Origin of the sequence: Atlantibacter hermannii (genome assembly GCF_009907385.1) — a bacterium.
Taxonomy (GTDB): domain Bacteria; phylum Pseudomonadota; class Gammaproteobacteria; order Enterobacterales; family Enterobacteriaceae; genus Atlantibacter; species Atlantibacter hermannii_A.
On record NZ_JAAATR010000002.1, the window covers coordinates 65,422 to 86,111 of the forward strand.

Below are 20,690 nucleotides of genomic sequence, written 5' to 3' on the forward strand. Positions count from 1 at the left end.
AGGATTTGAACCTCCGGGGTGCTACTTTATTTCCCTTCAGCATCCACATCGCACGACCCGCACGATGCCCGATTTCGCCCCTGTTCCTTCGACTGATACAGCGCGCGGTCTGCGCCCTGTATCAGCGCCGCCATATCCTGTTCTGAACCGGTGCCGATAATCGAATAGCAGCCCGCGCTGAGGGTCACGATATGTTCTGCATTATCCGTTGCCGGATGCGGTATTTTTTTATCGCGCACCCTGTGCACCGCCCGCCAGGCCACCTTAAGCGCATCTTCCGCCGCCGTATTCGGCAGGATAATGGCGAACTCTTCACCGCCGTAGCGGGCCACCAGATCGTCGGTACGCAGCGCCGCTGTTTCCAGCACATTCCCGGCGATACGCAGGCAGGCGTCGCCAGCCACGTGGCCGCAGGCATCGTTGTAACGCTTGAAGTAGTCAATATCGAGCAGGATCAGCGAAACGGGTTTTCCGGTAATCGCTGAATCCGCCAGCGCCTGTTGCAGCGCGGCATCAAATTTCCGGCGATTCGCCAGGCCGGTAAGCCCATCCACCATCGCCATGGTCTGAAGGGTCTGGTTTATCTTCACCAGGTCGTCTCGCAGATGCGACATTTCAAGCTGGTCGTCGCTGTTGATCCGTACCTGCCTGAACATCACCCGTCCCATGACCAGTAGCCCGGCAAGCAGCAAAACGTTGATCAGCCAGTCGGTCAGGTTCGATGCCACCCAGTGGCGGCGCAGCGCTGAGCGATCGAAGCCGGCGACCACCACCAGCGGGTAGTTTTCAATGCGGGCAAAGCCATATACGCGCACGATGCCATCCAGCGCCGACAGCCAGGTGGCGCTCCCCTGGTCCACGCGCACCAGCTCCCGTTTAAACAGCGGGCTGTAGGAAAGGTTGCGGTTGATCACCGTTTCAGAAAACGGGCGGACATACAGCGCGGTGCCGTCCAGCAGCAGTAACGCCAGCAGATCCTTGTTGCCCATTTCAAAATAAGCATAAAACTTTTTAAAGTAATCCAGCTTGATGGTCGCCAGGATCACCCCAACGAAAGCGCCATCCGGATCGCTAATGCGCATGGAAACGGGAATGATCCAGTCGCCGGTAGTGCGGCTGCGAATCACGTGACCGATATGGGTGCCCGTCTGCCGGTTTTGTTGGTGATAAGTAAAATACTCGCGGTCTGCGTTATTCACATCCGGCGGGGCATAGTTAAACGAGGTGCTTTTCCAGTTGCCCTGGGCGTCAAAAACAAACAGGCCATGCAACTGGGGGAGCCGGTCTTTTAAGTCGGACAGCAGGTAGTTATACCTTTCATCAGGCGCATCAGTGCCCACGGCGCGCCGGATCTGCTGGAGCGCCAGATCGGTTTGCAAAAAAGTATCTTCAGCCTGCCGGGCCTGGGAAATGGACAGGTTAATCGCCTCGCTTTCCGCCTCCTGGACGGTGCGCTCCCAGGACAGGTAAAACGATAAAATATTGGCGGCGAGGGTGCCAATCAGCAAACAGGCGATAAAAATCGTCAGGGTTCTGCCAAGAGAAGTATCAAGCGCAAGCGTTCTGCTCATGTTGTGGCGAAAAGACAAATTACAGCTCCCGTTGAAAAAGTCTCATCCTGAAGCTTACCTATACTTAAGAAATTTTGCGGAGTTAAATGATCAAAAGCCCAACGCGAAGGTTGGGCTTTTAGATTACGGCACGCTAATTAGTGCATCGGCTCATCGCCGTTATCAATCGGCGACCAGTCGGTTTTACCGTCGGCTTTGCTCTGTTGCAGGGCCATCACGATAAAGATCAGCGTGGCGACGCCATAGCCAAAGGTCACGGTCGGCGAGGCGTTAAACGCCATCTGGTGCCCGTGAATAAACCCGAAGAACGACAGAATAGTGGCGGCGGCGGAATAGACGGCCGCCCAGTTGAACCGCCGGTCAATAATAAACGCCGCAATCGCGCCGAGCATCAGACCCGCCAGCACCGCGCCGCCGCCGGTAGTCGCCATGCCGTGATACAGCACGCCGTTATTCGCCATACTGGCGGCGATCTCCGCCGGTAGCTGCACGGGATTCGCGCCCGCCGCAGACAGCGCGCCGTCCACCTGGGTTTTCGCCCATTCGGCGATGTTCGGCACCAGCGCCAGCACAATCGCCGGAGCATGGCGTTTTGGCGACACCTGAAACGCCTGCGCGCCAATCACCAGCCCGATAAACAGCAGGATCGGGACGATAGCCACCAGCGGAATGATGGACAGCAGCAGGGCGGTCAAGCCAAGGAAGCACACCAGCGCCATACAGATACCGGTGCCGAGGGAGTAACCGATGCGCCCGCCCATAGCTTTCCAGCCCGGATGGCCGATATACACCGCTGGCGGGAACGGCGACCCCAGCAGCGCGCCGACGATAGCGCCCACGCCGTCCGCCGCCAGTACCGCGCGCAGATTGTAGCTGTCGCCGCCTACGGCTGCGGATTCGACGTTATTAAGGATTTCGGTGAAGTTGAAAATACCCAGCGGGATAGCGGTAACCAGCAGCGGCCACACCAGCTCCATCGGCACCGAAAACACATCCCCGGAAATCGACGGCAGATGCAACGAGAAGCGCTGTGCCGCTTCGCCCACCGCCGCCGGGTTCATGATATCGCTAAAGCCCAGCAGGGTCGCGCCCCAGCCCAGCACGCAGCCCACCAGCACCACCGCCAGGCCGCCCGGCAGGCCGAATGGCAAGCGCACATTACCGACCCAGTTCAGCAGAATGATGGCGAAGCAGACCACGCCGATCCACGCGGTATCAAACATCTGATACGCCGGACGCATGGCGATAAACGCAATGGCGATGCCGGCCAGCGTCCCCAGCATGGCGGCGCGCGGCGTGTATTTACGGATGGTTGGCCCCACGATCACCCCGGCCAGCACAATCACGCCGACGATCATCGCCCAGATCAGCCCGAGCTTCCAGGCCAGCATCCAGTCTTTGTGGATCAGCAGCGTCGGCAGCATCACCACAAACACCACGATAAACATATGCGGCACGCTGGGGCCGTAAGGCAGGGCGGTCACATTATTGCGCCCTTCGCGCTTCGCCAGTTTCCAGGCGAGCCAGGCGTAAAACAGGTTGCCGAGAGGCAGGGCGATGCCCAACGCGGGCAGAATACGGCCAAACACCGTTTCCGCCGGGATTTGCGCCACGTACAGCGCCAGTCCGCTCAGGACCAGCACGTTTAACAGCACGTTGGTGAATAGCCCGAAAAAGGCGTTGAGATCGCCCGGCACCCAGAGTTTGGGGCGAAAAGCAGAAGACTGAGAACCCATGATGCTCTCCTTATCTGTTATTCATCCAGGAGCTGGCCAGTGTATGCGCGCCAGCCTCCCAGTTCGGTAATTTCCTTTTGACCTTCAATCAGCCAGGGCTCCGCTAACACCCCCAGCACCTCGCGCCCGTCGTCCAGCGCCACTTTGCCGATGCACAATCCGGCGGGTTCGTTTTGCAGGATTTGACCCAGCCCGGCAGGCGGCACCGCCCACAGCTCCAGCGCAATGCGTGCGCCTTCGCCCGGCGTGCGCAGCATACCGGGATGGTCGTCATTGATCGTCCAGCAGCGGTAACACGGGGCCGTGTTAGCGTCACTGACGAATTCGGCGCCGACCGCCAGCATGTTGGGGTTGAGCTTTAGCCCCCTCATCAGCGTGCCGTTTACCGCCAGAAGAATATTGCCGTTCATCATTACTGTTCCTTAAGTGTGTAGAAAGGGGTCCCTGGTGTCGGAAAAAATCCAAAATTAATCGGTAATACGCGTGCCTTTGCGGCCCGCAACGGCATCGCCCATGGCTTCCGGGCTGGTGATAATGCCGGTTTTCCCCGGCGCGTGGCGAAGCCAACTGACAATCGCCTCGACTTTCGGGGCCATGCTGCCTGCGCCGAATTCACCGGAATCCAGCAGCGCCTGCGCCTGTTCACAGGTCAGCGTGTCGAGCCAGCGCTGTTCCGGCGTGCCGAAATTGATCGCCACCTGTTCGACCCCGGTTGGAATGAGCAGCATGTCGGCATTCAATTCCTGTGCCAGCAGTGCGGAGGCGCGGTCTTTATCGATTACCGCCTGTGCGGCGCTGAGCGTGCCGTCTTCGTTGCGGTAAACCGGAATGCCGCCGCCGCCGCAGGCCACCACCAGCACGTTCTCCTCCAGCAGGCGGCGGATCACCGGGCTTTCGATAATTTGCAGCGGTTTCGGCGAGGCCACCACGCGCCGCCAGCCGCGCCCGGCGTCTTCGGCGATTTTCCAGCCCTGGCTGGCGGCCAGGCTTTCCGCCACGTCACGATCCATATGCGCGCCGATGGGTTTATCCGGCGCGTTAAACGCCGGATCGTTGGGGTCAATCAGCGTCTGGGTGACCAGCGCGCTTACCGGTGTGTCGCCAATACCGCGCCGTTGTAACTCGTTGTACAGCGCGTTCTGGAACATAAAGCCAATCGCGCCCTGGGTGTCGCCCACCGCGTATTCCAGCGGCACCACCGGCACGTCGTCCCGGGCGATTTCGCTGCGCCGCAGGATGAACCCCACCTGGGGGCCGTTGCCGTGAGTCAACACCACGCGCCAGCCCGCCTCGATCAGCGCCACCACGTGAAAGGCGGTCTCTTTTACCGCCTGGTACTGCGCGTCCAGCGACACGGCGTCGCGGCTGCGGATCAGCGCGTTGCCGCCCACCGCCACAACGGCGATTTTTTTCTGGCTCATGGTTTCCCCTCCAGAGTTTCCGCCAGCGCGGCGATAGCCTCGATAAAGCACGGCAGCGGCGCGGTGGTGATGCCTGCACCGATCTGGCCCACGCCTGCACGCTTATGGGCAATCCCGGTGTTAATCACCGGCAGGATATTGCGGTCGATCACCCGACGCGCGTCGATGCCGCTACCGGAACCGGCGAAGTTAAGCGCGGGCAGGGTAAAGGCCGGGTTTTGCGTCAGGGTGATTTCCTGCATGGTCATGCTGTGACGGGTGGCGTCCACCGGCGTGCCGCCGACGAATTTCACAATGGCCGGGGAGGCCGCCATGGCGAAGCCGCCAATGCCCGCCGTTTCCGTGATGGCCGAATCGCCGAGATCTGCCGCCGCGTCTTCCACGCTAAAGCCGGGGAAGAACAGGCCGTCTACCGGGTTGGCCGGGGCCTGGAACCAGCGGCTGCCGGTGCCGGAAAGCTGAATGCCGAAATTCACGCCGTTGCGCGCCATCACCGTCACCATCGAGCTGAACGGCACATCGCGCGCGGCGTCGAGCATGGCTTTACAGGCCGCCATTGACAGGTTCAGAAAGAAGTGGTCGTTCGCGGCGATAAACTCCAGCGCCTGCGGGCCGTTTTCGATACGCGCCAGCGCCGGGGCCACGCGTTTGAAGAACAGACCGCTGGCGGCGGCGTTGCGGTTATGGCACTCGTCGCCCATATGCAGCGCCTGGGCAATCATTGGCTTCAACTCAATGCTGCCGGTGCTTTCCAGCGCTTTGGCAAGCGCCGGGGCTAACACATCGCCCATCCAGCGCAGGCGGGTGAGGACTTCCTCGCCGTTCGCCCCAAAGCGTAGAACTTTGCCCAGCCCCTCGTTGAAGTTACAGAAGGTGCGGTTGCCGTGGGTGCGGTTTTCCACCACCCATACCGGCATCGACGGGCTGATAATCCCCGCCATTGGCCCGACCGCGCCGTAGTGATGGCACGGCTCCAGGGCGATATCGCCGCGTGCCGCCATCGCCATTGCCTGGTCGACATCGCTGGCCCAGCCTTCATAAACAATCGCGCCGGCAATGGCGCCCTGCACCGGGCCGCACATATCCTGCCAGGCGATAGGCGGGCCGGAATGGAGGATACGTTTCTGTCCGTTAAGCGCCGGGATCGCCGTCCGGGCGGTGCTGACGCCTACCAGTTCCGGCTGCGCTTCCAGATAACGGGCAATCGCCTGTTCGTTAGCGGCGTTGACGCGCGGATCGTTAAGCAGCGTGGCGAGTTGCCAGTTGGCCTGCGCGTCGCCCTCTGCGACCGGTTTCCAGTTCAGGTGCAACACGTCGCCGCCCGCTTCGCGTAAGTTGTCGGCAAAACTGCTCAGCCCCAGGCTGATCACGTTGAGCGGTTTTTCAAAAAGCGTAGTCATAATCTATTTCCGTAATTGAGCGACAAACGCCGCCATCTGTGCGGCCTGTACGTTGCTGTCTGCGACCAGCACGCCTGCGTCGGTGAGTGCGGCGATCTGCTGCTGGCGCGATTGCGGATCGCGTTCGGTGCCGCACACGTGAGCGATAATCAGCAGATGGCGGCCCTGCTGTTGCGCGTTCTGCTGCGCCTCGCGCAACAGCGGCAGCAGTCCGGCACACGGATCGGCGCTGGCCCCGTAGCCGAGCACCACATCAAACAGCAGCACGGCGGTTCCCGGGCTGGCGGCCTCGCGTTTTAAGCGCTCATCGCGCAGGGTCGGGTCGATCATCGGGTGCGGACGGCCCTGGGTGAACTCGTCGTCGCCCATGTCCACAAAACTGTGGCCCTGGCCGCGATGGCTGTCGTGTAACGGCGTTGCGCCATGCACCGGTGAGTTGGATTCGCAGGTCAAACCGGCGGCAATCAGTGCCAGCTGGGCTTCGTAACAGAACGTGCCGCCGGCGAACACGCCGCGAATATCGCGCTGCCCGGCGGCCATTTTCCCGGCTTCAGCGCGCAGCCGCTCGCACTGCTGCGGGGTCAGGTTTTCCGGCGCAGGCGGCGTCTGGCCGCGCAATATCGCCACGGAGACGGCGGCGGCATGTTGCAGGCTACTGGCTGCCGTTACGCCATAGCGGGCGATCTCCTGGCTGTCGGCGCCGAGGAAATGCACCACCACCGGCTTGCCGCAGCCTGCGGCGAGACGCAGCACCGTCCCGGCGACCGCAGGTGCGGGGGGTTTGGAGATCAGGGTGATGAGTCGGGTGTCGGGATCGTCGGCCAGCATGCGGATCGCCTGGATCATGCTCAGGCCGCCGATCTCCTCATGCAGATCGCGCCCGCCGGTGCCCAGCGCCTGAGAAACGCCTTCGCCGAGATGGTGGATGGCGCAGCTCACTTCCTGAAGCCCGGTGCCCGAGGCCGCCACCAGGCCGATAGCGCCGGGGCGGATCACGTTGGCGAAGCCGAGCGGCAACTGATTAACGATAGCGGTGCCGCAGTCCGGCCCCATCACCAGCAGGCCCTGTTCGGCGGCGTACGCTTTAATGGCGCGTTCTTCATCTTCCGGCACGTTGTCGCTGAACAGCATCACGTTCAGACCGTTCTGCAACGCTTTCATCGCTTCGCCGCCCGCATAGCGGCCCGGTACGGAGATCAGCGCCAGCGTGGCGTCCGGCTGGTCTTCCACGCCCATGCTGATGCTGGTGGGCTCGCGCTTTTCAAGGCTCTGCTGGCCGTCGCGGCTGTTATCCGGGCGCAACAGCGCGTCGGCCATCTCCAGCGCCGCCGCGCCGGTTTCGTCGTCCGCCATCAGGGCGATCAGCAGGTCGTTCGGGCGCGCGTCCATCTCAACGTTCATTCCGGCGTCACGCATCCGCTCGATGTTGGCGTCGGTCGCCATCGCCACCGATGCCTGGCTTACGCCGTCAAAGGCGTTGAGTCTGGCGGAGACCTGCATCAAAGAAACCGAGTCTTTGTACAGGTTGGGGTAACTCTTGCAATGCAGTTTCATTATCATTTCCTGAGATAATAGGGTGCCTGCACCGCAGCGAGCGGCGCAGAAACATTTCCTCTGTGGGGGATTAACGCAGGGCGTCGATAACGGCGTCGGCGTCGCTCACCCAGCCAACAATCGCGCCCTGTGCTTTGATCATCTCAAGGGCGGCCCGGTGAAATTCCGGGAAATACGAAGCGCAGCAATCTTCGGGGATAAGCACTTCATAGCCCCGGTCATTGGCTTCCCTGGCGGTGGTTTGAACACAGACTTCGGTGGTCACGCCGCAAATAATCAGCGACGTAATGCCCCGGGCCTGAAGAATGAGGTGAAGATCGGTGGCGAAGAATGCCCCTTTGCCGGGCTTATCAATAATCGGCTCGCCTGCCTGTGGATAGAGTTCGGGAATGATGTCGTGACCGGGCTCGCCCTGGATCAGAATGCGGCCCATGGTGCCCTGCTGACCGATAAAGGTTTTACCGCCGCGCGTCAGTTTGGCTGCCGGACAGTTGCTGAGGTCCGGGCGGTGCCCTTCGCGGGTATGCACTACAAAGAGTCCGGCGCGGCGTGCCGCTTCCAGCAGGCGGCGACAGGGATCGATAGCCCGGCGCAGCAGGGAAACGTCATTGCCCAGCGCCTCACCAAAGCCGTGGGGCTCGACGAAATCACGTTGCATATCGATCACGATAAGCGCAGTGGTTGCCGGGTCGAATGAATACGCAAAAGGTTGTGCATCAAGAGTTTTCATACCTGCTCCTTGCTGGTGTATGTTCTTTGGTCAGTGTAGGAAAGCGCTACGGCGCACGCCCAAAAAGGATTTCTGCTTAACCCTCAAAAAAACTGAGGGCAGCGAGGTTTTAATGCAGGCACAATGGCTCAGGCCTTGCGGCTTCTGGCCTGGCGAAAACATCGCCCATAGACCATTACGGTAGACGTGGAAAAAGCAAAGCGCGAATTTGTGATCGCGATAGAAAAAGGCGGGGAAACGTGAACGGAAAACTCAACGATCTAACGGCCATTGTGATGTGCAATAGCGTACCGCAGCAGCTGAACGGCGGAGCGCTGGTGGTGCACTCGGTCTTTCATCACGCCTGCAATTTCACCACGCCGGACAATCATGTATTAACGCTGTTAACCCAGGACACACCGCTGGCCCCCGGCGCGGTGCGGATGGCATGCGCGGATTTGCGCCCGCGGTTTTCGGCTGGCGAGACGCTGAGGCGGCAGGCTGACGGCACGTTTGCCGCTGCGGGTTGTCGTTTAACGCTGACAGACGTTCCCTGCCAGTCCACTCGCGTGCCGCCCGGCGCGGCGTTCCCGGAAAATTTACTGGCGCAACTGCGGGTATTTTTGCCCGTTATCGCGCCGGAGTACGGCATCTGGAATATTCTGCACAGCAGCAATGAACGGATGATGCAGGCGGTGCGGCGGCTGGCGGCCTGGCTGGATGATGACGCGCAAACGCCCGGCGACGCGCTAAAAACGCTGATTGGCGCAGGGGCGGGCCTGACGCCGTCCGGCGATGATTTTTTACTGGGTATGCTGTTCGCGCTGAAAGCGACGCGTCATCGCCGCGTTGATGATCTGGCGGCGGCGATAACCGCGCTGTTGGATCGCACCACCACGATCAGCCGGGCAATGCTGTACTACGGCTGTCGCGGGCATTTCGGCGAACAGCTGTTGGCGTTGACCACGCCCACAGACATATCGCTCAATTACCGGTTATTGCGCGTGGCGGAATACGGCCATTCGTCCGGGCACGATATGTTGACCGGCCTGTTTTTTACCCTTCGGGCGCTGTCAGGCCAGCGGCTGTAAAAACTGCTGCTGGATAGCCGGTTTGCGTAACTGCTCCATCCACCAGGAAAAACAGGGGCGCGAATGCTCTGACGACCACGCGAGATAGAGCGGCGTCGGCTGTTTGGCTTCTTCGATGGTCATGCAGACTAAGCGCCCGTCATCCAGCCACGGCTGGCAGATGTGATACGGCAGAAAACCGATCCCCAGCCCCGCCAGATGCATGGCGATTTTGCTGTGATAATCCGGGGCGACCAGCGCTTTTTGGCCGCGCAATAGCCAGGCGACCTTTGGCTCCAGCCGCACCGACGTGTCGCGTATACAAATCGCCGGCCAGGGGCGTAAATCTTCGGCGCGCAGCGGGCGCTGGTACGCGGCCAGCGGATGATCCGGGCTAATGGCGAACACCCATTCCGCCGTGCCGATATCTTCACAGCGAATTTCATTTCCGGCTTTTAAATTCGGCGCGCCAATGGCGATATCCGCACGCTTTTCCAGCAAAGCGTCCCAGACGCCGTCATGCACATCAATAGAAATATGAATTTCGGTTTGGGGAAAATGGCGCTCGCTGTCGCGCAATAATTCATAAATCGGCTTCATGCTGATGATGTTATTCAGCGACAGGCTCAGGCGCGTTTCCACGCCTGCGGAAATACGTTGGGTGGAAAAACTTAATTCATCCAGCTCCGCCAGAATCAGTTCACCTTTTTTAATAAAAAAGCGACCGGCTTCTGTCAGGCGCAGTTGTTTTCCATCGCGCTCAAATAACCGCACGCCCAGACTGCTTTCCAGTTTATGCACGGTATAACTCAGGGCCGTCGGGACCTTATGTAATTCTTCCGCCGCGGCCGCGAAACTTCCGCAACGCGCGGTGGTAATTACTACCTGGAGAGCCTGGGCCGTAATGTGCATAAACCTTCCTCCTGAGTACGTGATTAAGGGCTATCAGGCTACCAGAATTAGACGGCTGAAACTGAAACTTAATTCGTCATCGATAATTAGCAACGTTTTTACCGCGTCGTCACCGTTTTGTGACATTTTTCATTGAATTTTATTATGAAAGCCGGTGTGGGTTTTCCGCTCTACTTATGGATGGCGTCAGGATTTTTTGCTGAAAGGCGTAAACTTTTCGGCATTTAGCGTTCATATCTTCGCCATTACTCAAGAAATTTTAAATATCGTCAACAAATGAATATGGCTGGTCAGAGCAGATAAGCAAGACGATTATTCTGCCAGGTTGCCGGTAGCATAATTTTCCGTGCTGGAAATAGCGGTGCGAAGTTTTTTTAATCTTTGTCTGCCGTTTCTCACCCCGGTTGTAAATAACGGAGTCCTGTATTGACGTTTTCACATTCTGTTGACAGATTGTAGGGCGTGAGGGGCACTTTATGGACGATCTGTACTGCAACTCAGACATTCAAATGAAAGGATTCCCCATCCTCACATTGCCCTTCGGGCAGATTCCGTTAAGACCGGTAAAAAACAAAAAAAGGTCTGACGGTAATTACTCAACGTATTTCGGTTTACAGCTACGGTAACGCAGCCACACCCGGAGTTTCTCCCGGTGCGTACGCGTCTCCGCAGAGAAGTAAAACGGACCAGGGCGAGTAAACACAACACAAATCACATTGGAGCAGAATAATGAGTATTTCCTTGAAGAAGTCAGGGATGCTGAAATTTGGTCTTAGCCTGGTGGCGATGACTGTCGCAGCAAGTGTACAAGCGAAAACCCTGGTTTACTGTTCAGAAGGTTCCCCGGAAGGCTTCAACCCGCAGCTTTTCACCTCTGGCACCACTTATGACGCCAGCTCCGTGCCAATCTACAACCGCCTGGTTGAGTTCAAAACCGGCACCACCGAAGTGATCCCGGGCCTGGCTGAGAAATGGGAAATCAGCGAAGACGGTAAAACTTATACCTTCCACCTGCGCCAGGGCGTGAAGTGGCAGGACAGCAAAGATTTCAAACCGACGCGCGAATTTAACGCCGACGACGTGGTGTTCTCTTTCGATCGCCAGAAAAACGAGCAGAACCCGTACCACAAAGTGTCTGGCGGCAGCTATGAATACTTCGAAGGCATGGGCCTCCCGGCGCTGATTTCTGAAGTGAAAAAAGTCGACGACAAAACCGTTCAGTTCGTGCTGACTCGCCCGGAAGCGCCTTTCCTGGCGGACATGGCGATGGACTTCGCGTCGATCCTCTCTAAAGAGTACGCTGACAACATGCTGAAAGCCGGTACGCCGGAAAAAGTGGACCTGAACCCAATCGGCACCGGTCCGTTCCAGCTGCAGCAGTACCAGAAAGACTCCCGTATTCTGTATAAAGCGTTTGAAGGCTACTGGGGCACCAAACCGCAGATCGACCGCCTGGTGTTCTCCATCACTCCGGACGCGTCCGTGCGTTACGCCAAACTGCAGAAAAACGAATGCCAGGTGATGCCGTACCCGAATCCGGCAGACATCGCGCGCATGAAGCAGGACAAAAACATCAACCTGATGGAACAGGCCGGTCTGAACGTGGGCTACCTGTCTTTCAATACCGAGAAGAAACCGTTTGATGACGTGAAAGTGCGTCAGGCGCTGACTTACGCGGTAAACAAAGAAGCGATCATCAAAGCGGTTTATCAGGGCGCGGGCGTGGCGGCTAAAAACCTGATCCCGCCGACCATGTGGGGCTATAACGACGACGTTAAGGATTACACCTATGACGTTGAGAAGGCCAAAGCGCTGCTGAAAGAAGCCGGTCAGGAAGGCTTTACCGTTGAGCTGTGGGCGATGCCGGTACAGCGTCCTTACAACCCGAACGCGCGCCGTATGGCGGAGATGATCCAGGCTGACTGGGCGAAAATCGGCGTTCAGGCCAAGATCGTGACCTACGAGTGGGGCGAGTATCTGAAGCGCGCCAAAGCGGGCGAGCATCAGGCGGTGATGATGGGCTGGACCGGCGACAACGGGGATCCGGATAACTTCTTCGCCACCCTGTTCAGCTGCGACGCGGCGAAAGACGGTTCCAACTACTCTCGCTGGTGCTACAAGCCGTTTGAAGATCTGATCCAACCGGCGCGCGCGGCGGAAGACCACAACAAGCGTATCGAACTGTACAAACAGGCGCAGGTAGTGATGCATGACCAGGCTCCGGCGCTGATCATCGCTCACTCCACCGTTTACGAGCCTGTGCGTAAGGAAGTTAAAGGCTATGTGGTTGATCCGTTGGGTAAACACCACTTCGATAACGTTTCTGTCGAATAATAAAAGTTAAAAGAGCTTTTATTCCCCTTCTCCGCCAGGAGAAGGGGTGAAAGATTTGTGAGCAATACAATCCTGATGCGGCAACGCGCCGGGAGATTACTGAGAATTCGGGATATGTTGCAGTTCATCCTTCGACGCCTGGGGTTAGTTATCCCCACCTTCATAGGCATCACCCTACTCACCTTCGCATTCGTTCATATGATCCCTGGCGACCCGGTCATGATTATGGCTGGCGAACGCGGGCTCTCCCCGGAACGTCACGCTGAAATGCTGGCAGCGCTCGGCCTTGATAAGCCGCTGTGGCAGCAGTACGTCAATTACATCTGGGGCGTCATGCACGGTGATTTAGGCATTTCGTTAAAAAGCCGCCTCCCGGTCTGGGAAGAATTCGTGCCTCGCTTCCAGGCGACCCTGGAACTCGGGGTGTGCGCCATGATTTTCGCCGTTGCGGTGGGTATTCCGGTTGGGGTGCTGGCGGCGGTGAAACGTGGCTCCATCTTCGATCACACCGCTGTTGGCCTGGCGCTGACCGGCTACTCGATGCCGATTTTCTGGTGGGGCATGATGCTGATCATGCTGGTCTCGGTGCAATGGAACCTGACGCCGGTTTCCGGGCGGGTAAGCGACATGGTGTTCCTTGACGACTCCAATCCGCTGACCGGCTTTATGCTGATCGACACCGCGATTTGGGGCGAAGAGGGCAACTTTATTGATGCGCTGGCCCATATGATTTTACCGGCCATCGTGCTCGGCACCATTCCGCTGGCGGTGATTGTGCGTATGACGCGCTCCTCGATGCTGGAAGTGCTGGGTGAAGATTACATCCGCACCGCGCGCGCCAAGGGTCTGACCCGTATGCGCGTCATCATCGTCCACGCCCTGCGTAACGCGATGCTGCCGGTGGTGACGGTGATCGGTTTGCAGGTCGGCACGCTGCTGGCGGGCGCGATCCTCACCGAAACCATCTTCTCCTGGCCGGGCCTGGGTCGTTGGCTGATTGACGCGCTGCAACGCCGTGATTATCCGGTCGTGCAGGGCGGCGTATTGCTGGTGGCGACCATGATTATCCTGGTCAACCTGCTGGTCGATTTGCTGTACGGCGTGGTGAACCCGCGTATTCGTCATAAAAAATAAGGGGCCATCATGACGCAAATGACAGAAAACAAGGTGGTGGCCGCACCGGTGCCGATGACGCCGATGCAGGAATTCTGGCACTACTTTAAACGCAACAAAGGCGCGGTGGTCGGGCTGGTGTACGTGGCGGTGATGATTTTTATCGCCGTGTTCGCCAACTTTATCGCGCCCTATAACCCGGCGGACCAGTTCCGCGACGCGCTGCTGGCGCCGCCTGCCTGGCAGGACGGCGGCAGTCTGGCGCATTTGTTGGGAACGGATGACGTGGGCCGCGATGTGCTGTCGCGCCTGATGTACGGCGCGCGCCTGTCGCTGCTGGTCGGCTGCCTGGTGGTGGTCCTGTCGCTGGTGATGGGCATCGTGCTCGGTCTGATCGCCGGTTACTTCGGCGGCATCGTCGATAACGTCATCATGCGCGTGGTCGATATCATGCTGGCGCTGCCCAGCCTGCTGTTGGCGCTGGTGCTGGTGGCGATTTTCGGCCCGTCGATTGGTAACGCCGCGCTGGCGCTCACCTTTGTGGCGCTGCCGCACTACGTGCGCTTAACCCGCGCGGCGGTGCTGGTGGAAGTGAACCGCGATTACGTCACCGCATCCCGCGTGGCGGGCGCTGGCGCGATGCGCCAGATGTTCATCAACATTTTCCCTAACTGCCTCGCGCCGCTGATTGTTCAGGCATCGCTGGGCTTCTCTAACGCCATTCTCGATATGGCCGCCCTTGGCTTCCTCGGCATGGGTGCGCAACCGCCAACGCCGGAGTGGGGCACCATGCTCTCCGACGTGTTGCAGTTCGCACAAAGTGCCTGGTGGGTAGTGACCTTCCCCGGTCTGGCTATCCTGCTGACGGTGCTGGCATTTAACCTGATGGGTGACGGCCTGCGTGATGCGCTCGATCCCAAACTCAAGCAGTAAAGAGGCACGAGATGGCGTTATTGAATGTAGATAAATTATCGGTGCACTTCGGCGACGAAGGCACCCCGTTCCGTGCCGTTGACCGTGTCAGTTACAGCGTGGAGCAAGGCCAGGTGGTGGGTATCGTCGGCGAATCCGGTTCCGGTAAGTCGGTAAGCTCGCTGGCGATTATGGGGCTGATTGATTACCCGGGCCGCGTGATGGCGGACAACCTGGCGTTTAACGGCCAGGATTTGAAACGCATTTCAGAAAAAGAACGCCGTAATCTGGTGGGCTCGGAAGTGGCGATGATTTTCCAGGATCCGATGACCAGCCTGAACCCCTGCTACACCGTGGGTTTTCAGATTATGGAAGCCATTAAGGTGCACCAGGGCGGCAACAAGAAAACCCGCCGTCAGCGGGCGATTGATTTGCTTAACCAGGTGGGGATCCCCGACCCGGCCTCGCGGCTGGACGTGTATCCGCACCAGTTATCCGGCGGGATGAGCCAGCGCGTGATGATCGCCATGGCGATTGCCTGTCGGCCAAAACTGCTGATTGCCGATGAACCGACAACGGCGCTGGATGTGACCATCCAGGCGCAGATCATCGAGCTGCTGCTGGAACTGCAACAGCGCGAGAACATGGCGCTGATCCTGATCACCCATGACCTGGCGCTGGTGGCGGAAGCGGCCCACAAAATCATCGTAATGTACGCGGGCCAGGTGGTGGAAGCGGGCGATTCGCGGGATATTTTCCGCGCGCCGCGCCATCCGTACACCCAGGCGCTGCTGCGCGCGCTGCCGGAGTTCGCTCAGGATAAAGCGCGTCTGGCGTCGTTACCGGGCGTGGTTCCGGGTAAATACGACCGCCCGAACGGCTGCCTGCTGAACCCGCGCTGCCCCTACGCCACCGACAAATGCCGCAGCGTAGAACCCGATTTGAATACCGTCGACAACGGTCGTCAGTCGAAATGCCACTACCCACTCGATGACGCCGGGAGGCCAAACTATGAGTACGCTTGAGGCCACCACGCAACCGCTGTTGCAGGCTATTGATTTAAAGAAACACTACCCGGTCAAAAAAGGGATGTTCGCTCAGGAGCGTCTGGTAAAAGCGCTGGACGGGGTGTCGTTCAGCCTGGAGCGCGGCAAAACCCTGGCGGTGGTGGGCGAGTCCGGCTGTGGGAAATCCACTCTGGGCCGTCTGCTGACCATGATTGAAACGCCCACCGGCGGCGAGCTGTACTATCAGGGTCAGGATCTGCTCAAGCACGATCCGCAGGCGCAGAAGCTGCGCCGCCAGAAAATCCAGATCGTGTTTCAGAACCCCTACGGATCGCTCAACCCGCGTAAAAAAGTGGGCCAGATCCTCGAAGAGCCGCTGCTGATCAACACCGATCTCAGCAAAGACGCGCGTCGCGAGAAAGCGCTGGCGATGATGGCGAAAGTCGGCCTGAAAACCGAACATTATGACCGCTATCCGCATATGTTCTCCGGCGGCCAGCGCCAGCGTATCGCTATCGCCCGTGGTCTGATGCTCGACCCGGACGTGGTGATCGCTGACGAGCCGGTCTCTGCGCTGGATGTGTCGGTGCGCGCCCAGGTACTGAATCTGATGATGGATTTGCAGCAGGATTTGGGGCTGTCCTACGTGTTTATCTCCCACGATCTTTCGGTGGTGGAACACATCGCCGATGAAGTGATGGTGATGTACCTGGGTCGCTGCGTGGAGAAGGGCACGAAAGACCAGATCTTCAGCAACCCGCGCCACCCGTACACCCAGGCGCTGCTCTCCGCGACGCCGCGTCTGAACCCGGACGATCGCCGCGAGCGCATCAAACTCACCGGCGAGCTGCCAAGCCCGCTCAACCCGCCGCCGGGTTGTGCGTTTAACGCCCGCTGCCGCCGCCGCTTCGGTCCCTGCACCCAGTTGCAGCCGCAGCTTAAGTCCTACGGCGGGCAGCTGGTGGCCTGCTTCGCGGTGGACCAGGATGAGAACGGGGAAATCCGTTAATCACAAGAGCCGGGATGATGTCCCGGCTTTTTTTCGTCTACCGGGTAGACAAAAACGCCAGCATCTCGCTGGCGTTTTCCTTACGGTCTCTGTGCTACGTCGCCGACGCCCTCTGGCGCAGCGGCGGGGACATCATTTGCAGCTTTAGCGGTGGAGCAGGCAGCAGGTTATCGTTAATCCCCTGCTTAATATCCACATACGATATCCCGCCCGTTGAATTGTGATGCACCGACAGTACCCGCGCTTTATTGAGCTCGGTAACCAGTTCCGGGGTGATATGGAAACTGACCGCCAGCTCTTTAGCCGCCAGCGCCGGGCGGCGTTTACGGCGTTCTACCCGAAAGCGCAGCTGGTTATATTTGGCCCACAGGATCAGCACCAGCCCGTTCACCAGCGCGATAAGGAAATAAAGCGCCAGGGTAACCAGCGTCGATTCAAACGGGCGCGGCCCCATAAAGGCGTTTTCCGATAGCGCCTTAACCAGCCCAAGAAAGATCAAATAAGCGAATCCCAGCCAGGCGGCAACGGTCATCACAAAATCGATAAACTTTGGCAGCTTGCGCTGTTCAGTGAAAATTAATGGATGTTCCATCGTTATATTCTCCCAATACCGCGGTCAGGGCTCACCCAACGCGCGCGGGCGCGCTGGCGTTTCAACATGACTTTCGGGAAGGCCACGAGCGTCGTGAACAGGCTGAGCATCCAGTACACCACCGGGAACCAAATCACCCAGAACAGCGAGCCGGCGATGCCATTTTCGTAACGGCGCTCAATCAGCAGGCTGACCAGGAACTGGACTAAACACACCACACCCAGCATCAGGCCGGTAAAAGCCGGCGGGAACAGGCTGTGGATCTGTAAATCCTCCGGCATCGGCACCAGGTAACCGAGAACAAACAGCATCACGCTCATGGCGTAGGCGAAGGCCCAGGTGGTGGACAGCGTAAACTCCCAGTACAGCGGCCACATGCGGCGATATTCCCAGGCGGCCAGGCGGCGCATATTCACCAGGAATACCTCCGCGCCGCCCTGCGCCCAGCGCAGACGCTGTTTCCACAGGCCTTTTAGCGTTTCCGGCATCAGGATCCAGCACAGCGCGCGCGGCTCGAAGAAGATTGACCAGTGGCGCAGCTGCAATTTCCAGCTGATATCAATGTCTTCGGTGATCATATCCGGGCTCCAGTAGCCCACTTCCGCCAGCGCGCTGCGGCGGAATGCGGCAATCACCCCGGAAACGGTGAACACCTGCCCGTAAATACGCTGGGTACGCTTAATCAGCCCGATGATGGAGGAGAATTCCCCTACCTGAACGCGGCCTATCAGCGTGGAGCGGGTACGGATGCGCGGGTTGCCGGTCACCGCGCCGACGCGCGGGAACTGTAGCAGCGGCGCGACCAGATAAGCGGCGGTATCGCGATCCAGCAAAGCATCGCCATCGATACACACCAGGAAGTCGCTGCGCGCGGCGGCGGCCCCGGTCTTCAGCGCCACCGCTTTCCCCTGGTTTTCCGCCAGGTGGATCACGCGCAGGCGCGGATACTCCGCAGCCAGCTTATCGAGCACGTCGGCGGTGTTATCGGAAGAACCGTCGTTAATGGCGATCACTTCAATGTTTTCATAGCGCTGCGCCATGGCGGCTTCCACCGTTTCCCGCGCGTTCAGCCCCTCGTTGTAACAGGGGATCAGAATGGAGATCAGCGGATTGCCCTCCAGCACGGGGGGCGGCACCTCTTTGCCCCACGGCCATTTGCGCTCACGGTAAAACCAGAAGTAAATCCCGCCGGTGATCCAGATGGCGGACATAAACAGCGGCCAGAAGAACACGAAGTTCAGCATCATTTCGCCGGTAAAGATCACCGCCACGCCGAGCGGGATACTGAATACCAGGCAAAGAACGAGAAAAGCTATTAAGCGATCAATCATTTTTCGGATACCAGTAAGATGAGAATGCCGGTCTGACCAGGGACATCTCAGGCTTATCGTTTATGAAATCATCAGGGTAGTAACCAAAATGTCTGGCGCCGCTCATCTGGAGCTGCTTCATCCATTCGGCTAACTGCGCACCGCGGATTTCCGAGTGATTGTCATCCTTGTTCCAGTCCCTGGCTTGCAGTTCAAAGACCGTCTTATTCAACGCCTTCGGGTCTTTTGCTACGGTTCGTACCAGCTTATCCAGCCAGGCATTACTCTCATTCAAAGGAACGCCTTCCATAAGCGGCATCGCCATTGGCGCGGTCCAGTCATAGGTCGAGAGGAAATCGTTAAGGTTTTGCGCGAACCAGGCTTCGCTTTCCGGTTCGAGGATCGGCATCGCGTAGATGTTGCGCGACGTTTTGACATACGGGCCGCGGATATCCCGCACCGCCTGAGTCAGGGAGCGGGTAAAGTCGATCAGGTAGCGGCTCTTGTAGCGCGTCCAGCGCTGGAACGTATCCGGATTGCTGCGAATATCGCTGATCGTGCCGTTGAAACCGGCGGCGCGGTAGGCGTTCATCGCCACCGGGCTGGCGTCTTCAAAATCCGTCAGCATGGCATCGTCATGGAACAGCACGCCGCGGAACGAGGCGTAGCGCGCCAGATCCTGGTAAAGCTGGGTGATTTGCTGGCGGCCTTGCGGGCTCCACGGCGAGATCCGCTGATAGTGCTGTTTACTGGTCTCTACCCGACTGGTTTTCGGGTTCCAGGCCTGCACGCGAGGGATTGATTTCTCGAGATCAACGGCCAGCACCGGCATCCACGCATACACGACGACCCCGGCTCGGGTTTGCAGCTGCCAGGCCATATAGTTAAACAGGTCCTCGCGTACCGGCAGAACGCTGTTATTGAAGTACACCGACCGCACGGTCCCGTCGCCCGTCGGGTCGGCGAAGGCCTGTAAATAGACATGAGTGATTTTCATGTCGAATACGCGTTGGATCAGCTTGTCGATATTGCGTTTCTGCTGCGCCGGATTTTTGTCGTACACGTAATCGAGATCGATGTGCATTACGCGCTTCGGCCAGACTTCCTGCACCTGATTCAGGGTGTTGGCGAATTCGCGGATATTCGGGTTACCGGAAATCAGCACGCGCGGAATACTGCTGAGATCGTTAGCGTTCGCCAGGCCATCCTGGAGAGTAAACGCCATCTGGTAGCCATGTTTTTGGGCGATAGACAACGAGGTGCCATTGGAGGCGCCGTATGGCCAAACCCAGGCGCGTGGCGCTTTGCCGGTGACTTGCGTGATTTTATCGGTGATGCGCACCACATCGCTTTCGATACGCTGAGTGAACTGCTCATCGGTTTCATATTTACCGGTGTTTTTGTCATACAGCCGGTTCGCCACGGCAGGCAGTTGGCTGCCCTGCGGGTTGGCCTGGCTGCCGTAGTGCGAGTTCCAGGTATGAGAGCCGATTTCCACCAGATGCGACTGGCTTAGCTCGCGCACCATATCCCAGGTGGCAAACTTTTTGCGCTCGGTCATTAAACCGCCGAAATTCACCTTTTGATTTGGCGGCGCATCGACCCAGCTTCCCACCGGGGCCCACAGCGCAGGGAATTTATAGGCCTGCAACAGCGGCCAGACGCGGTCATAGAAACTGCGGTAACCGTCATCGAAAGTCAGCAACACCGCTTTGGCGGGTAACGGGCGGACGCCGTTATGGGCATCGAGGATTTGCTGAACGCTGACCGGGTGGTAGCCATGGTCGCGCAGCCAGGCCATTTGATCGTTCAGGGCGCTGGTACGCACCGACAGATAACGCTGATCGGCGGCGTTATCTTCCACGTCATGGTATCCGAGTACCAAAAAGCTGTTCTGCGGCCAGGGGCTGTTCGCTTCCAGCTGCGGACGCTGATCCGGCGGTAAGAAGCGTGGCTTTTGCGCGTTACCGCAGGCGGTGAGCAGTAACCAGGACGCCACCAACAGTGCGATACGGAACACTTGTTTCAGCATGATTAATC

The 20,690-nt window shown here is 58.8% G+C and carries 17 protein-coding genes; 6 read left to right on the top strand and 11 right to left on the bottom strand.

Features of this window, described 5'->3' with window-relative positions; all coding sequences use genetic code 11:
• Nucleotides 1-26 precede the first annotated feature (26 nt).
• The 7 genes from GV764_RS00645 to GV764_RS00675 form a co-directional block, all read right to left on the bottom strand.
• Entirely contained in the window at nt 27-1,571 is a 1,545-nt protein-coding gene (locus GV764_RS00645) for a diguanylate cyclase (RefSeq protein ID WP_161658719.1), read from the bottom strand.
• A 137-nt stretch (nt 1,572-1,708) separates the two neighbouring features.
• Nucleotides 1,709-3,307 carry a regulator gene (locus GV764_RS00650; protein ID WP_161658627.1) on the bottom strand — a complete coding sequence of 533 codons (1,599 nt, stop codon included), beginning with the start codon at nt 3,305-3,307 and terminating at the stop codon, nt 1,709-1,711.
• Between the two features lie 17 nt (nt 3,308-3,324).
• On the bottom strand, nt 3,325-3,720 hold the full coding sequence (locus tag GV764_RS00655; protein WP_161658628.1) for an allophanate hydrolase-related protein: 396 nt from the start codon (nt 3,718-3,720) through the stop codon (nt 3,325-3,327).
• A gap of 54 nt (nt 3,721-3,774) precedes the next feature.
• Entirely contained in the window at nt 3,775-4,728 is a 954-nt protein-coding gene (locus GV764_RS00660) for a carbamate kinase (protein ID WP_161658629.1), read from the bottom strand.
• Complete coding sequence (locus GV764_RS00665) at nt 4,725-6,128, bottom strand: YlbE family protein (protein ID WP_161658630.1); 1,404 nt, start codon at nt 6,126-6,128, stop codon at nt 4,725-4,727. Before GV764_RS00665 ends, GV764_RS00660 begins: the two co-directional genes overlap by 4 nt.
• Before the next feature lie 3 nt (nt 6,129-6,131).
• Nucleotides 6,132-7,682, bottom strand: coding sequence for an acyl-CoA synthetase FdrA (fdrA, locus tag GV764_RS00670; RefSeq protein ID WP_161658631.1), 1,551 nt, complete (start codon nt 7,680-7,682; stop codon nt 6,132-6,134).
• 70 nt (nt 7,683-7,752) lie between these two features.
• Nucleotides 7,753-8,412 (bottom strand): cysteine hydrolase family protein, encoded by a 660-nt coding sequence (locus tag GV764_RS00675; RefSeq protein ID WP_161658632.1) that lies wholly within the window; start codon nt 8,410-8,412, stop codon nt 7,753-7,755.
• Between the two features lie 239 nt (nt 8,413-8,651).
• Here GV764_RS00675 and GV764_RS22265 point away from each other — a divergent pair, with 239 nt between their 5' ends.
• Nucleotides 8,652-9,482 carry an oxamate carbamoyltransferase subunit AllH family protein gene (locus GV764_RS22265; RefSeq protein ID WP_161658633.1) on the top strand — a complete coding sequence of 277 codons (831 nt, stop codon included), beginning with the start codon at nt 8,652-8,654 and terminating at the stop codon, nt 9,480-9,482.
• On the opposite strand, the gene GV764_RS00685 is transcribed toward GV764_RS22265, so the two are convergent.
• Entirely contained in the window at nt 9,465-10,373 is a 909-nt protein-coding gene (locus GV764_RS00685) for a LysR substrate-binding domain-containing protein (protein WP_161658634.1), read from the bottom strand. The two genes, GV764_RS22265 and GV764_RS00685, sit on opposite strands and share 18 nt — an antisense overlap.
• 729 nt (nt 10,374-11,102) lie before the next feature.
• Here GV764_RS00685 and dppA point away from each other — a divergent pair.
• The 5 genes from dppA to dppF all read left to right on the top strand — a co-directional run bounded on the left by dppA (nt 11,103) and on the right by dppF (nt 16,748).
• Nucleotides 11,103-12,707: a dipeptide ABC transporter periplasmic-binding protein DppA gene (gene dppA, locus GV764_RS00690; protein ID WP_161658635.1), complete on the top strand. Its 1,605-nt coding sequence runs from the start codon at nt 11,103-11,105 to the stop codon at nt 12,705-12,707.
• Between the two features lie 114 nt (nt 12,708-12,821).
• Complete coding sequence (gene dppB / locus GV764_RS00695) at nt 12,822-13,841, top strand: dipeptide ABC transporter permease DppB (RefSeq protein WP_161658636.1); 1,020 nt, start codon at nt 12,822-12,824, stop codon at nt 13,839-13,841.
• Nucleotides 13,842-13,850: 9 nt separating this feature from the next.
• Entirely contained in the window at nt 13,851-14,753 is a 903-nt protein-coding gene (gene dppC, locus GV764_RS00700; RefSeq protein ID WP_161658637.1) for a dipeptide ABC transporter permease DppC, read from the top strand.
• Nucleotides 14,754-14,764: 11 nt separating this feature from the next.
• Complete coding sequence (gene dppD, locus GV764_RS00705; protein WP_161658638.1) at nt 14,765-15,757, top strand: dipeptide ABC transporter ATP-binding protein; 993 nt, start codon at nt 14,765-14,767, stop codon at nt 15,755-15,757.
• A complete protein-coding gene (gene dppF, locus GV764_RS00710) occupies nt 15,744-16,748 on the top strand; it encodes a dipeptide ABC transporter ATP-binding subunit DppF (RefSeq protein WP_161658639.1) in 1,005 nt (334 codons plus the stop codon). Before dppD ends, dppF begins: the two co-directional genes overlap by 14 nt.
• Nucleotides 16,749-16,842: 94 nt before the next feature.
• Here dppF and pgaD read toward each other — a convergent pair whose 3' ends face one another.
• From pgaD to pgaB, 3 genes are read right to left on the bottom strand one after another with little or no spacing between them, the layout of a single operon-like run.
• The gene (gene pgaD, locus GV764_RS00715; RefSeq protein WP_161658640.1) at nt 16,843-17,340 is read right to left on the bottom strand and encodes a poly-beta-1,6-N-acetyl-D-glucosamine biosynthesis protein PgaD; all 498 of its coding nucleotides are present in this window, start codon (nt 17,338-17,340) and stop codon (nt 16,843-16,845) included.
• Nucleotides 17,341-17,342: 2 nt separating this feature from the next.
• A complete protein-coding gene (gene pgaC, locus GV764_RS00720; protein ID WP_161658641.1) occupies nt 17,343-18,671 on the bottom strand; it encodes a poly-beta-1,6-N-acetyl-D-glucosamine synthase in 1,329 nt (442 codons plus the stop codon).
• Nucleotides 18,664-20,682 carry a poly-beta-1,6-N-acetyl-D-glucosamine N-deacetylase PgaB gene (pgaB, locus tag GV764_RS00725; protein WP_161658642.1) on the bottom strand — a complete coding sequence of 673 codons (2,019 nt, stop codon included), beginning with the start codon at nt 20,680-20,682 and terminating at the stop codon, nt 18,664-18,666. Before pgaB ends, pgaC begins: the two co-directional genes overlap by 8 nt.
• Between the last annotated feature and the right edge of the window lie 8 nt (nt 20,683-20,690).

What these genes read in the sequence shown, in the direction of transcription:
- GV764_RS00645 (WP_161658719.1), bottom strand. Translation starts at nt 1,571, where the DNA reads ATGAGCAGAACGCTTGCGCTTGATACTTCTCTTGGCAGAACCCTGACG.
- GV764_RS00650 (WP_161658627.1), bottom strand. Translation starts at nt 3,307, where the DNA reads ATGGGTTCTCAGTCTTCTGCTTTTCGCCCCAAACTCTGGGTGCCGGGC.
- GV764_RS00655 (WP_161658628.1), bottom strand. Translation starts at nt 3,720, where the DNA reads ATGATGAACGGCAATATTCTTCTGGCGGTAAACGGCACGCTGATGAGG.
- GV764_RS00660 (WP_161658629.1), bottom strand. Translation starts at nt 4,728, where the DNA reads ATGAGCCAGAAAAAAATCGCCGTTGTGGCGGTGGGCGGCAACGCGCTG.
- GV764_RS00665 (WP_161658630.1), bottom strand. Translation starts at nt 6,128, where the DNA reads ATGACTACGCTTTTTGAAAAACCGCTCAACGTGATCAGCCTGGGGCTG.
- fdrA (WP_161658631.1), bottom strand. Translation starts at nt 7,682, where the DNA reads ATGAAACTGCATTGCAAGAGTTACCCCAACCTGTACAAAGACTCGGTT.
- GV764_RS00675 (WP_161658632.1), bottom strand. Translation starts at nt 8,412, where the DNA reads ATGAAAACTCTTGATGCACAACCTTTTGCGTATTCATTCGACCCGGCA.
- GV764_RS00685 (WP_161658634.1), bottom strand. Translation starts at nt 10,373, where the DNA reads ATGCACATTACGGCCCAGGCTCTCCAGGTAGTAATTACCACCGCGCGT.
- dppA (WP_161658635.1), top strand. Translation starts at nt 11,103, where the DNA reads ATGAGTATTTCCTTGAAGAAGTCAGGGATGCTGAAATTTGGTCTTAGC.
- dppB (WP_161658636.1), top strand. Translation starts at nt 12,822, where the DNA reads ATGTTGCAGTTCATCCTTCGACGCCTGGGGTTAGTTATCCCCACCTTC.
- dppC (WP_161658637.1), top strand. Translation starts at nt 13,851, where the DNA reads ATGACGCAAATGACAGAAAACAAGGTGGTGGCCGCACCGGTGCCGATG.
- dppD (WP_161658638.1), top strand. Translation starts at nt 14,765, where the DNA reads ATGGCGTTATTGAATGTAGATAAATTATCGGTGCACTTCGGCGACGAA.
- dppF (WP_161658639.1), top strand. Translation starts at nt 15,744, where the DNA reads ATGAGTACGCTTGAGGCCACCACGCAACCGCTGTTGCAGGCTATTGAT.
- pgaD (WP_161658640.1), bottom strand. Translation starts at nt 17,340, where the DNA reads ATGGAACATCCATTAATTTTCACTGAACAGCGCAAGCTGCCAAAGTTT.
- pgaC (WP_161658641.1), bottom strand. Translation starts at nt 18,671, where the DNA reads ATGATTGATCGCTTAATAGCTTTTCTCGTTCTTTGCCTGGTATTCAGT.
- pgaB (WP_161658642.1), bottom strand. Translation starts at nt 20,682, where the DNA reads ATGCTGAAACAAGTGTTCCGTATCGCACTGTTGGTGGCGTCCTGGTTA.